This is a genomic window from Enterovibrio qingdaonensis, from assembly GCF_028683135.1.
GTDB lineage: Bacteria > Pseudomonadota > Gammaproteobacteria > Enterobacterales > Vibrionaceae > Enterovibrio > Enterovibrio qingdaonensis.
This window is the reverse complement of sequence record NZ_JAJUBB010000001.1, coordinates 310490-323076: the sequence shown is the minus strand read 5'-3', so window position 1 is coordinate 323076 and position 12587 is coordinate 310490. Positions and strand designations below refer to the sequence as shown.

Genomic DNA, 12587 nt, shown 5'->3' with positions numbered 1-12587 from the left:
TTGCTCCCTTTTTTTATGCTTAACTTTGTATATTGAGACACTTGTATATTCGCCTGTTTTTCTAGACTTAACCGTTCGAGCTAATTTGCATGCTTTGGAAAAAGCTATTTGTAGTCACTGAGGCTGGCGGTATGAAGACTGATTTACATGGACTGATCGCTTCTATTTATGAAAGTGCTTCCAATGGAAACTGGATGCCTGCATTAGAGAGGATAGAAAAAGAACTCGGCGCAAACCGCTGTATGCTTGGTAGCTTCAACCCTAAAAATCTCACACCCAATTTCCTGCATATCACCGACTTACCCCCCGTGATGGCATCTTTTCAAGATACATTTGTTTATGACCCAATTTATAGTGTTGCTGCGGCAGTCCCACCGACTGAAGTCATGGTGTTAAATTCGGTTCAGAAGCATGCTCCATTTAAGGGGAGTTGGTTTTTCAATGAATATCATGTGCCTGCCGATGTTGGGCATATTATGGGCAGCAACTTCCTCCTCTCCGAAGAAGAATATGCGTTTGTCGCTCTCAACCGCAGTTCGAAAGTGGATGGTTTTGACGAAGAAGAATTCCGTGTGCTAAGTGTCCTTGTTTCCCATTTCGTCACGGCATTTGGAATCTATGAACAGAACCGACAACACCTACAAAATAAGGCCATTTTTGAGGCTATCTGTGAGGTCTATAATTGTGCGATAGGTGTTATTGATGACCAAGGAAAGCTGCTGCTTTCAAACGCGTTGGCGGAAGATATATTCATTAAACATAGTGTATTAAGTGTTCGCAATGGCGTACTTAGCTCTTCAGATGGGTCACTAAAAAGACTGCTTGCGAAAAGCTGCAAAGAGATTGCGCAAGGTGGTGTCCACGCATCACAAATAATCATTCCTATTAATGCCTCTCCTACTGAGCCAGCCATGCAAATCCGGTTATCTCCCCTAGTGTTGGGAGAGGATTTTTCCGGAAAGTCTAAGGTGCGAATATTGGTGACCATAAAAGTTGCCGAAGAAAAAGTAATGGCGTTTATTTCTAAAGCATATGGTTTCACCAAATCAGAAGAACGTGTGGCGGAACTACTTGTTAAAGGTAATTCGCTTCAAGAGATCTCAGATACGCTTTTTCGTTCGCGAGAGACAATTAAATCGCATTTAAAAAACCTAATGACCAAGACCAGAACGCATACTCAAGCCAAGTTGATCAGCATGCTTCTTCAACATAGCGTTTAGGCTCTACCTCGCTTATAGGCCTTTAAACGTATAGTCATCAGTGTTAGTTGTTTCTATTGGTGCCGTGCAGAACGTTTTGATTTTTATACTGACAACGGATAATCCCCCAAATGGGGGAGGAAATCGCATTAAGAAAAAGCCAAAGTGAAATGAACGACGTAACGGATGGCTGAGTATAAAAGCAATGATATTGGCTATCTTACTCGAATCTCTACGCAGTGCTCATAGAAGCATCGTCAGGTTTTGATATGTGGCTAGGATCTACCTCCCGCTTCTCGTTAGGTGGGAGATTTTTTTTATGCCTTTATTAAACCGCCGTGGTAATGCAGCTCATAGACTTTTTTGCCGTCGTACTTAATCCACTCGTAACCCGTGAAACTCTTTACAGTCCCTGAGTTAGTATCGTAATAGGTACCAAGAGGTGTTTCATTGACGGAGTCTCCCAAAAAGTGGCCAGTTTCATAGAGTTTGGCAAGGCTATCTAGTACAACAATGCCAGCTTTTTCGACATCGAACAGTGAAGGTTCAATGATCCGGCCATAGTAGTTCATTGCCCAAACGGGCTGGCTGTTGAAGTACACGATTTCCTGCCCCAGAAAGTCTGTCCCGCCGAAATAGCTATCAAGATACTGAAAATCCCCATTCTGAAATTGGATGTCGTGGGCCCCCTGACGCGAAGGCAAACATTTAGGGGCTCTTGCAACGTATGAGTTTGCTTTTGCTTTGACGATAAAAGCGTAAAGTTCTTCGGTTGAGAAATGTTTCATTAGCGCATCCTTATAAAAAATGCACTATAACTGTATGCATATACAGTTGTGGTGATCGACATCATACTTCGCAACTTTATGAAACTATTGTCTATAATTTCGACAGGTTTCAAAAATGAGGCATCGACATGAGTGAATGGTTAGATAAAGAAGTTACCGGTTTCGATATTGCGGTGATGACAAAACGCACTGTTGGTAACCTCGGCACTGAATATGAAAAATCAGGGAAAGGAAAAGAGTGGCACGCATGTCGATCTGTTCATTTAGAAGGGTTTAATGATAGTCGAGTGCTTAGTCTGGATCACATTTGGCGGCAGTTGCTTGAAAACAAGCAAACTCAGTTTTCGGGAGTGGTCTTAGCACTCGAGACAATTGTTAAGCTCGGGGACACGATGCAATTGGAAACCCCGTATGATGTGGAAATAAACATCACCTATTAATCTAATACTATTTTTTGAAGCAAGGCCCTCCAAACTTGGGGGCTTTTTTATTTTCCGGGAAATTAACCTTAGTAAAAGTGATGTTTAATGGGTAAGTTCAGAGTGTGATTCATAACGTGGAGATCGAGGTTTAAAATCATCGGTTGCTATTATTTCACTGAAATTACCAAAGCTTCAATGATGAGACATCCCTTTGTTTCCTATAGGTCTAGTCTGACTTGGTCGGCGTAATGGCGCTTATGAATACCCAAACACGCTTCGTTTAGGTACTTGGGTATAAATGTGTATTCAGCGATGTTTGGTTGGGAAGGTTGACGGGATAGTTGACTGGGAAAACAGAAGCTAATTTGAATAATGAAAATAAGGGCTCAAGCCTTACTTTTTCTGTTTTATCAGGGATAGATACATGCTCAAACTAACCTTGTTGGGAACCGGAGCCGCTGGTGGTGTGCCTTTGTATGGTTGTGAATGTCCGGCTTGTGAACGCGCAACAAAGCAACCCGCTTTTGAACGAAAACCATGCTCTGCCATGGTGGAGTGGGGAAGAAGCAGTTCTCAAGAACGTCTTATCATTGATGCAGGTCTGATGGATTTGCATGCCCGTTTCCCCGCGGGTACCTACAAAGGTTTTTTACTAACCCATTTTCATGTCGATCACGTTCAGGGCTTTTTCCATATGCGATGGGGCAAGGCGGAATCGATACCTGTCTGGTGTCCTGACGATCCTAAAGGCTGTGCAGATCTGCTAAAGCACCCTGGATGCCTGCGTTTCCTGCCTGAAATGAAGCATGGCGAAACGATGACAATCAACGGATTGAGAGTGACGCCTTTGGAAATGAGACACTCCCGTCCTACATTTGGTTTTCTGCTTGAGTATGGGACTCGGTCTATTGCCTACTTAACGGACACAGATGGTTTACCCGCTAACACCATGGAATTCTTACTCTTTCAAAAGAAACTGAATGCAATTGTTCTCGATTGTAGTTTCCCGCCATATCGCGAAGCAGATAACCATGGTGATATAGAAAATGCCAAGCGTATTTATGACGCACTTCATCCGGATGAGCTGATCATCACACATATCGGCCACGAGTTGGATAGTTGGCTGATGGAAAATGATGTTCCTGATTGGTTAGAAATAGGGCGGGAAGGGATGACTATCTGACTCCCGCACTATCTAATTATGTCGTGTTACTCGGTGGCTGTGTTAGGGATTTTATGGGTCGGCACTTCGAGTTCAATATCTGATTCTTCAAATTGCTCGTATCCCAGACCTGCTTTGGGTTCGACATTGACCAAATCAATTTTGACGATGTTTTCGATACGAAAAACAATTTCGCCCGAATTTTCAACGTCTTTGTAATCGTAAATTAAACCTGAATCACCCCAGTATTTGACGTTTTGGAGCAGGATGAAACCTTCATCAATGTCGTTTTCTGATATCTCGTCATACATTTTCTTGGAAACTTGGGCGTAGTAGTAATATGACTCCAGCTCGTCATCTTCTTCGAAGATATTGAATTGGATAAATACCCAAACTTGTTCTTGGCTGCGCATGGTTTCAGAAGCGAGGGTTTCGCTTTCTACCTTACAGCCGAATAAGGACAAAACGAAGACGAGATAAATCAGCGGTTTCATAAACTTTTCCATAAGTTGTGGATGGGTGTTTGCGTGCGATGTTATCTGTGTAATTTGAATGTACTTTGTCAGGATGTCGAGTAATGAGGTCCCAATTTAAGGCATTGGTCTTCCAAGTATCAATTTTGTCTCAGATTTCCCTGATTAATGGGTGAATGTCCTGCCAACTATGGGCTTAAAACCTTGGAAAGTTGGCAGGTACAAGTCACTATATTGTGTTACAGCGTAATGCTCTTCACCATACCCGCTTCCGCATGACCTGGAATGTTGCAGGCAAATTCCACCTTATTATCACCGTGGAAATGCCACAATAGCTGCTTTGCTTTACCCGGCTTCACTGTGACGGCATTGCCGGAATCGTGCTCATGGTGATCGGTCATGGTTCTCATCATTTCACGGTGCTTGAGTTGTTCTTCCATTGAGCCAATAGTAAATTCGTGGTCGATTTTCCCTGCGTTCATTACAACAAATTGCACAACGTCATTCGGTTCAATTTTCACGTCGTTTTTGAACGTGAAGCGCATGTCGTCAGTCATCACTACATGGATTACTTTGTCTGGCTTTGCCCCATTTGCTGGCATACCAACAGCGGACATGCCCTCCATGTTCATCATACTTGAATGATCCATTTTGCCTTGGTCCATAGATGAATGGTCCATTGACCCATGATCCATTGAACCATGATCCATCGTTGAGTGATCCATGCCCGCAGCCATTACGCCCGTTGAAAGAAAGGCGAGTGTCATTGCAATCAGTGTCTTTTTCATTGTGCTTTCCTTGTTTGTTTTATAAAAGTTGGCTGCGACACAGTGCCGCAGCCTTATGATGTGTCGCTTGTTAGTTTATTTCTCTAAGTTTCCAAAGCTTGAAAACAGCAGGAAGGACGAGAAGTGTCAGGAGTAGAGCTGATGCCATCCCCCCAATCATGGGCGCAGCAATGCGCTGCATGACTTCTGAGCCTGTTCCTTCGCCGTACATGATGGGGATAAGTCCGATGATGACAGTAAGTACCGTCATCATGACCGGACGCACACGCAAGCCTGCGCCTTCGCGAATAGCGGAGGTGAGGTCACTTGCTTGAATAGGTTGGTTTTGTTCTTGTGCATCAAGCTTTCTTCCGTGCCAAGCTTGGTTGAGATACACCAGCATGATCACCCCAATTTCTACCGCAACACCTGCCAACGCGATGAAGCCAACGCCAACGGCGATAGAGAAGTTGTAGCCGAGGTAATGCATCAACCACAGGCCGCCGACCATTGCGAGCGGCAGTGTCGCCATGATGATCATGACTTCACCAATGCGGCGGAAGCTCATGTAAAGAAGCAGCATGATGATCGCAATCGTGATTGGCACCACAACGCTCAAACGCTCTTTTGCACGCTCCATGTATTCGTATTGGCCAGACCATGCCAGTGAATAGCCGGAAGGAAGCTGAAGCTGTTCGGCGACCGCTTGCTTAGCGTCTACCACGTACGAGCCCAAATCGCGTCCGTCGATATCAACAAATACCCAGCCGTTTGGACGGGCGTTTTCTGTTTTTATCATTGGGGGGCCGTCTTCATAGCGAATATCAGCGACATCCGCTAATGCAATGCGCGCACCGTTTGGCGTGACCAAAGGCAACTCTTGTAGCTTCACCAACGAATCACGGTAATCCTGCGGGTAACGAACATTAATAGGGTAGCGTTCCAAACCTTCAATGGTTTCACCTACGTTCATGCCGCCAACCGCCGTCGAAATAACTTGCTGAACATCCTTGATACTCAAGCCGTAGCGAGCGGCTGCTCGACGCTTGATATCAATGGTGACGTAACGACCGCCGGCTACACGTTCTGCGTAAACCGAAGCCGTGCCTTCTACGTCGTTCAGAATCGGTTCGAGCTGGGAGCCGATGGTTTCTATCACCGCCAAGTCAGGGCCCGCGATTTTAATACCAATGGGTGTTTTTATGCCGGTTGCCAGCATGTCGATGCGGGTTTTGATTGGCATAACCCACGCATTGGTCAGGCCGGGGAACTGCACTAAATCGTCAAACTCTTTGCGCAAGGACTCTGTTGTCACGCCTTCTCGCCATTCTTCGCGCGGTTTCAACTGAATTACCGTTTCAATCATGGTGAGTGGTGCAGGGTCAGTCGCGGTTTCAGCACGTCCGATTTTTCCCCACACAGTGGTCACTTCAGGTACTGTTTTGATCAGTTTGTTGGTTTGTTGTAGTAACTCACGCGCTTTACCAATGGAAATGCCTGGGTACGTGGTAGGCATGTACATCAAATCGCCTTCATCCAAAGGCGGGATGAACTCACTACCTAGCTTGCTGATTGGATAATACGAAGATGCCATCAAAGTAAGTGCCAGAAAAATCATGGTTTTCGGGAACTTGAGGCTGAGGTTGAGCATTGGGCGATACATGGCAATCACGGCTTTGTTTGCCGGATTTTTGTGCTCTGGTAGTACCTTGCCGCGAATGAAATAGCCCATCAGCACCGGCACTAAGGTGATAGCCAAACCTGCTGCTGCTGCCATTGCGTAGGTTTTAGTAAACGCGAGTGGCGAGAACATCTTGCCTTCTTGGCCTTCCAGTGCGAACACAGGGACAAAGCTCAAGGTGATGATCATCAGCGAGAAGAACAGCGGTGCACCGACTTCCTCTGCGGCTTTGCTGATAACCTGCCAGCGGTTTTTGTCAGTAAGTGGTGTCCTCTCAATGTGCTTATGCACATTCTCGATCATTACAATTGCGCCATCCACCATGGCACCGATAGCGATAGCAATACCGCCTAATGACATGATGTTGGCATTGATGCCCTGCCAATGCATAACGATGAACGCTGACAGAATACCGATAGGCAAACTGATGGCGATGACCAGCGAGGAGCGCATGTGGAACAAAAATAATGCACACACCACTGCAACCACGATGAACTCTTCGGCAAGTTTCTTCCAAAGATTTTCGACGGCTGCATCTATCAGGGTTGAGCGGTCGTAGGTGGCGACGATTTCAACGCCTTCAGGCAGACTGCGTTGAAGATCGTCCAGTTTATTTTTGACGTTGTCGATTACTTCACTGGCGTTTTCACCAAAGCGCATGACGATCACGCCACCGACGGCTTCACCTTCACCATTGAATTCCGAGATGCCGCGACGCATTTGTGGCCCGATATTGATATCCGCAATATCACCCAGCAGAAGCGGCGTGCCTTTCTCTGTAACTTTAAGAGGAAGCGATTGAATGTCTTCCACGCTGCTCAGGTAACCGGTTGTGCGAACCATGTGCTCAGCTTCAGCCACTTCAATGACTGACGCGCCCGTTTCTTGGTTACCGTTTTGAATTGCCATGTTGACCTGTTGAAGCGTTAGGTCATAAGCGCGCAGCTTCGCCGGGTCAATCTGTACTTGGTATTGTTTCACCATGCCGCCGACGGTGGCGACTTCAGAAACACCTTCAACGGTTTGCAACTCATACTTGAGGAACCAGTCTTGAATACTGCGAAGCTCCGCCAAATCATGTTGTCCGGTTTTGTCTTGAAGGACATAGCTGTATATCCAGCCCACACCCGTTGCGTCTGGCCCTAATGTTGGTTTTGCGCTTGGTGGGAGCTTAGGTGCGACTTGGCTTAGGTATTCCAATACACGCGAACGTGCCCAGTACATGTCGGTATCATCGTTAAAGATGATGTAAACATACGAGTCACCAAAGAAGGAATAGCCACGGACAGTCTCCGCACCCGGTACCGCAAGCATCGCAGTAGTGAGCGGGTAGGTCACTTGATCTTCCACAACCTGAGGCGCTTGCCCCGGATAGCTGGTTTTGATGATGACTTGAACATCAGATAAATCAGGAAGGGCATCGACAGGCGTATTTTTTACGCTATAGATACCACCTATTGTGAGAAAGACGGTGGCTACCAAAACCAGAAAACGGTTAGCAATCGACCATCGGATAATTGCACCGATCATTGCTTGCCTCCTGACAGTTCAAGAGACTTCAATACATATTCGCTGCCTTCTTTGGCCACGAGGAACCGAACGGTTTGCCCCTCGGCAAAGTCCGCTAAATTGACGTTATCTTCGACAGAAAAGTTCATTTCTCCCGCCTGCCAATTCCACTCAGAAACGGGTTGGTGAGAGAGGGTGATCATGCCGAAATCGGCCATCAACATAGAAATGTCACCTGTCAGCCACGCTTCGGGGGCCACTGTGTTTTCACTCAATTTGTAATCGACGATTTCATACTGGCCCGAGTCTGCTTTTTGCATTTCAAACTCTATGCCTTGGCCTGCCTGCATGTCCTTCATCTCAATGCCATCAGCGAACATAAAGTTCATGACCATGCCCGGCCAGTTCCACGCTGGAACAGGTTCATGATTGATGGTCAGCATGCGGTGGTCGGCCATTACATCGGTGATTTGGCCTTTTGCCCACATGGTCTCTGCGGGCGGCTCAACACCGTTTATTCTTGCTAAATCCGCAGACTGGCTGGATTCAGAGTCCAGCATAAAGTGCGCAGAAGTGACGATTCGGTCAGCTTCAGAAAGCCCTTGTAATACTTCGATGCGATCACCGGCTTCTCGTCCTACTTCAATTCTTGCAGAGCGGTATTTACCGTCACCTTCTGCAAGCACGACGCGGGTCATGCCGCCTGAACGAATAACGGCATTTTTCGGCACGGTGAGAACGGCGTCATCGGTAACGGGTTGTAGGGCGATGTTGGCGAACATGTTTGGCTTGAGTTCACCGTTGGGGTTCACGAATTTTAGGCGAACGCGAAGGGTTCGGGTTTTCGGATCCAGAATAGGGTAGACGTAGTCAATTGCGCCTTTCCATTCTTTACCCGGAAGCGCATCCAGCGTCATGGTGGCAATGCTACCTGCTTTCATCCAATGCGCCTGACGCTCAAAGACTTCTGCATCTACCCAGACTTCCTCAAGTGGACCCGCACTGATCACGGCTTGAGCAGGAGACAGATAGCCACCTTCACGAATGTTCAAACTAGCGATAACACCATCAGCAATCGCTTTGATTTCGATGGTTTGAGAAGCTTTACCACGTTTCACGATTTGCTTGATTTGGTCACGATCAACACCTAATGACACTAAGCGCTCGGTCGCCCCTTTGACCAAACCTTTTCGGCCTGTACGCTGGGCATTGAGTAGCTCTTCTTGTGCTTTAACCAGATCGGGTGAATAGAGCGTGAACAACACATCGCCTTTGCTTACGCGCTCACCAACCGCATTGATAAAGAGCTTTTCAACCCAACCTGCAACACGCACGTTGGTTTGCCACAGGTGGCTTTCGTCAAACGCGATGTACCCGACGGTTTCAATGCGCGGAGACAGTTGGGCATATTCGACGGAGGCGGATTTAACGCCCAAATTGTTTTCTACCGCGGGGTCGATCTTTACTGTTCCCGGCTTGTCATTTGCACCCGCTACGTCTTCTGCATAGACAGGGATTAAATCCATGCCCATCGGGGATTGACCCGGCTTATCGCGTTTGTAGTTTGGGTCCATCGGTGCGACCCAGTAAAGTGGCTCATCGGCACCTTTGGTAGGTTCTGAACTTGCCATTGCAGACATGTCATGACCGTTTAGAAACTGATTTGCGCCAAATCCAATGGCTCCGCCAATCAGCAAAGCGAGAGTAGCTACTTGCATCGTTTTCATTGTTGTTATCCTTGTAAGCGTTTATTAGCGTTGCGCGCGCAAGATGTCAGAATCGTTCAGTTCAACAGGGTGGTCGTCAAACTCGAAACCATCGAGTAGCGACGCGAGATTGCTGCTGACAATGCTGAGGTCAGTCACCAGTCTTTCCATTTCGAGTTGAAGCGTTAATTCGTCGCTGGCTGCTGCAATCACATCGTTGAATTGCGCGGTATTGTTCTGATAACCGCGTTCAACCGCTTTGGTTCTCGCTTTTGCTTGATCCAATAACGTGGATTCATAGCGCTCAAGACGCTGTTCAAGGTTGGTTTTGTCGATGAGTAGGGCATTTACTTTTGCATTCATTTGCGAAAGCAAAAGGTCTCGTTGAGACTGTGCTGCGCCAACCTGATATTGGGCTGCAGCGTAGGTTTTGTCTTGCTTGTTCTCGGTGAACAGAGGGATGTCCAGCGTCAGGTAGGCACTCACTAAATCAGACGCAGGTTTACCGTTCATGCCATTGGCTTGTCGATAAGCGTACATGACCTCCACGCCAAACTGCGGCTGAAACGCTTGCTCAGCGATGTCGACCTGCGTACGACTCGTCTCGATAAGACTGTCGACCATGGTTACCATTGGGTGCTTCGCGAGCATCGTATAATGCTTCGCGCCCGCTGAACGCGCTAAGTTAGCCTCGAGTTTTTGCCACGACAGGGTGTTCGTTGCTTTAACGTTTTTCTGATTTTCTAGCCAGTCAGAACCCAGCCACTCCGATAATTGCGACACAATACGGCGTTGCATTTGGTCGTTTGCTTGTAGCTTTTCATCCAGTTTACTGACCTGAAGCTGCGCGTTAATCAGATCTTGTGCTTCGTTTTTACCAATGGAGTAATTGGTTTGAATGAAGTTCGCGAGCTCCTCCATAAGGTGCTGATTTTGATGAATGATATCGGCGGCTTTTTGCTGGTAACCGAGTTCCAGCCATAGCTGAGTAATGCTGTTGGCGACGTCTAATTCACGAACGGCGATTTGGTTTTGCATGCCATCTGCTTGTTGATTGGCTTTTTTAAGCTGCAACGCGAGGGTTTCGCCCCGCTCGAATTGTTGCATCAGTCCGACCGAAATATTTGTCATTGGGTCTTTGTCAAACTGAAAGCTATCGACAGGGAGGCCGCCAAAACCCACTTTAAGTTTTGGGTCCATCAGTGTTGAGCTGGCAATGCCTGTTTCTCGCACCGCTTGAGATTGCGCGAAGATAGCTTTGCGGCTGGCATCTGCAGCCAGTGCTTTATCTATTAGCAGGTCTAACTCGGTGACCTTGCTGTCGGTTGAGAGAGTGTGGCTTGAGGCATATACAGGTGATGCACTCCAAGCGATAGCACAAATAGACAGTGCCAATATGCGTGGTTTGAGTTCCATGACTTAATCCATTTTGTTTGCGCCAATATGCGGCGCAGAAAAACTGCTCCGGAACGAAAGTCGAACCTGAGATGGGTTTTGTGAAGGATTAAGCTATCGGCGGACGATAAAGTGACTGCGCACGTTCTATGACAGATGTGCGTTGATCAGCATTTATCAATACTAATTTGGCTTTGTTTTGCGGGGATTGATAGTGATTGTCGAACAGTGCAAAAGCACTTAGGCAAACGGCAGGACAGCAGTCGTGATCCATCATAGCGGAAGAGCCACAATCCGACGACATTTGAGAAGATGTCATGCCATGCATGTCATGGTGTGAGCTGACGTTATTGTCTTGCATGCCACAGGCGGTTGGCGTTGATTGAGAGACATGATGTTTGTCCATCATCTCAACAGCCATCATCGTAGAGCCAGACGCAATACTGGACATCAGCATGACGAGCACGCTGAAAGCTGTTATCCAGATTTTACGAAAGGGTGATAAATGCATCTGACTACGCGATTTAAGAATATCTTTATAAATTTAAAGCTTACCCCTAGGGGAAGGTCAACGTAGAAATGTAAAAATTAAGCCAAATAGCATGCGTTTGCATGATGTTTGAACATCATGCTGCTAAATTCGACAACAATGTAGCGAGGGTTTGTCGCTACACACAACAAGGTAAGTCGAGTACCAAGTCATCCAGATTTTCAGGATTCAGCATCTGATCAGACTTAATATCTAACTGCATGGCAACTTGTGAATTGAACAAACGCCAATGATTTAGCAGAAGGACATCCACGTTATTTGCGCTTTCTGGCCAGGTTTCAAACATCATGGGTCTCAGGCTTGTTGCTGCATGAGAACATTGCAGAAGTTGCCATTTCATTTCCCACATGTGTACAGGCTTTTGTGGGTGTTCTTTGTTGTAGTCGTCGAACAACACACCAAATACCGCAGCAAACTCTTCTTTTGAGCCCAAGAAATAGGTGAGGAGCGTATCATCGCCTTGGCGAACGGCATCTGCGATGAATTGTATTGGACGAGGATTGAGTAAGGTGAATGCCAGCATTTTTACAAGGAAGTGGTATATGCGTTCAGCACTGGATGTGTCGTTCGGCATTTTTTCGATTAGCAAGGTGATGTAGCTTTGCATGTACTCGTCCATTGCGTCGCTGATGGACTTCCAAATTTGCTCTTTACTGCCAAAGTGATGGCGAATAAGGCTGTGCGAAACCCCGGCTTTCTCGCTGATATTTCTTAGCGACACCCGCTCAAAACCAAGCTCAGCGAACATGTCTGCTGCGACGTGCATGATCTCGTGTTTTGTTTGTTCCGCAGTTTCTGCACTGCGTCTGCCTTGCTTTCTTTCTTGCATAACTGTTCGTCACACCCTCAGTTAACTCACCGTATTTTTATCAGATCCGAGAAAAAGACACCACTTCTTTATTATACAGATGGAAAATATATTGATCATAATTCGC

At 46.7% G+C, this 12587-nt stretch carries 11 protein-coding genes; 3 read left to right on the top strand and 8 right to left on the bottom strand.

From position 1 onward, the window contains the following. Positions 1 to 89: 89 nt before the first annotated feature. Positions 90 to 1220, top strand: a complete 1131-nt coding sequence (locus LRP49_RS01520) for a helix-turn-helix transcriptional regulator (RefSeq protein ID WP_274139697.1) — start codon at positions 90 to 92, stop codon at positions 1218 to 1220. A 296-nt stretch (positions 1221 to 1516) separates the two neighbouring features. Here the strand turns inward: LRP49_RS01520 and LRP49_RS01515 are convergent, their stop codons facing one another. Continuing rightward, positions 1517 to 1987 carry a DUF5680 domain-containing protein gene (locus tag LRP49_RS01515; RefSeq protein WP_274139696.1) on the bottom strand — a complete coding sequence of 157 codons (471 nt, stop codon included), beginning with the start codon at positions 1985 to 1987 and terminating at the stop codon, positions 1517 to 1519. Between the two features lie 128 nt (positions 1988 to 2115). Between LRP49_RS01515 and LRP49_RS01510 the strand changes: the two genes are divergently transcribed. Both LRP49_RS01510 and phnP read left to right on the top strand, forming a co-directional pair. After that, complete coding sequence (locus LRP49_RS01510; RefSeq protein ID WP_274139694.1) at positions 2116 to 2427, top strand: hypothetical protein; 312 nt, start codon at positions 2116 to 2118, stop codon at positions 2425 to 2427. Between the two features lie 406 nt (positions 2428 to 2833). Next, positions 2834 to 3592 carry a phosphonate metabolism protein PhnP gene (phnP, locus tag LRP49_RS01505; protein WP_274139692.1) on the top strand — a complete coding sequence of 253 codons (759 nt, stop codon included), beginning with the start codon at positions 2834 to 2836 and terminating at the stop codon, positions 3590 to 3592. Positions 3593 to 3618: 26 nt separating this feature from the next. Here the strand turns inward: phnP and LRP49_RS01500 are convergent, their stop codons facing one another. The 7 genes from LRP49_RS01500 to LRP49_RS01470 form a co-directional block, all read right to left on the bottom strand. Continuing rightward, a complete protein-coding gene (locus tag LRP49_RS01500) occupies positions 3619 to 4065 on the bottom strand; it encodes a hypothetical protein (protein WP_274139691.1) in 447 nt (148 codons plus the stop codon). Positions 4066 to 4283: 218 nt separating this feature from the next. After that, complete coding sequence (copI, locus tag LRP49_RS01495) at positions 4284 to 4832, bottom strand: copper-resistant cuproprotein CopI (RefSeq protein WP_274139690.1); 549 nt, start codon at positions 4830 to 4832, stop codon at positions 4284 to 4286. Between the two features lie 70 nt (positions 4833 to 4902). Further along, positions 4903 to 8022, bottom strand: a complete 3120-nt coding sequence (locus tag LRP49_RS01490; protein ID WP_274139689.1) for an efflux RND transporter permease subunit — start codon at positions 8020 to 8022, stop codon at positions 4903 to 4905. Then, entirely contained in the window at positions 8019 to 9728 is a 1710-nt protein-coding gene (locus LRP49_RS01485) for an efflux RND transporter periplasmic adaptor subunit (RefSeq protein ID WP_274139688.1), read from the bottom strand. Before LRP49_RS01485 ends, LRP49_RS01490 begins: the two co-directional genes overlap by 4 nt. 24 nt (positions 9729 to 9752) lie before the next feature. Next, positions 9753 to 11123, bottom strand: coding sequence for a TolC family protein (locus LRP49_RS01480; RefSeq protein WP_274139686.1), 1371 nt, complete (start codon positions 11121 to 11123; stop codon positions 9753 to 9755). Between the two features lie 88 nt (positions 11124 to 11211). Further along, a complete protein-coding gene (locus tag LRP49_RS01475) occupies positions 11212 to 11559 on the bottom strand; it encodes a hypothetical protein (protein ID WP_274139684.1) in 348 nt (115 codons plus the stop codon). 211 nt (positions 11560 to 11770) lie between these two features. Beyond that, the gene (locus tag LRP49_RS01470; RefSeq protein ID WP_274139682.1) at positions 11771 to 12481 is read right to left on the bottom strand and encodes a TetR/AcrR family transcriptional regulator; all 711 of its coding nucleotides are present in this window, start codon (positions 12479 to 12481) and stop codon (positions 11771 to 11773) included. Positions 12482 to 12587 lie beyond the last annotated feature (106 nt).

Coding starts and splice junctions, on each gene's coding strand:
- LRP49_RS01520 (WP_274139697.1), top strand. CDS start 90: ATGCTTTGGAAAAAGCTATTTGTAGTCACTGAGGCTGGCGGTATGAAG.
- LRP49_RS01515 (WP_274139696.1), bottom strand. CDS start 1,987: ATGAAACATTTCTCAACCGAAGAACTTTACGCTTTTATCGTCAAAGCA.
- LRP49_RS01510 (WP_274139694.1), top strand. CDS start 2,116: ATGAGTGAATGGTTAGATAAAGAAGTTACCGGTTTCGATATTGCGGTG.
- phnP (WP_274139692.1), top strand. CDS start 2,834: ATGCTCAAACTAACCTTGTTGGGAACCGGAGCCGCTGGTGGTGTGCCT.
- LRP49_RS01500 (WP_274139691.1), bottom strand. CDS start 4,065: ATGAAACCGCTGATTTATCTCGTCTTCGTTTTGTCCTTATTCGGCTGT.
- copI (WP_274139690.1), bottom strand. CDS start 4,832: ATGAAAAAGACACTGATTGCAATGACACTCGCCTTTCTTTCAACGGGC.
- LRP49_RS01490 (WP_274139689.1), bottom strand. CDS start 8,022: ATGATCGGTGCAATTATCCGATGGTCGATTGCTAACCGTTTTCTGGTT.
- LRP49_RS01485 (WP_274139688.1), bottom strand. CDS start 9,728: ATGAAAACGATGCAAGTAGCTACTCTCGCTTTGCTGATTGGCGGAGCC.
- LRP49_RS01480 (WP_274139686.1), bottom strand. CDS start 11,123: ATGGAACTCAAACCACGCATATTGGCACTGTCTATTTGTGCTATCGCT.
- LRP49_RS01475 (WP_274139684.1), bottom strand. CDS start 11,559: ATGCTGATGTCCAGTATTGCGTCTGGCTCTACGATGATGGCTGTTGAG.
- LRP49_RS01470 (WP_274139682.1), bottom strand. CDS start 12,481: ATGCAAGAAAGAAAGCAAGGCAGACGCAGTGCAGAAACTGCGGAACAA.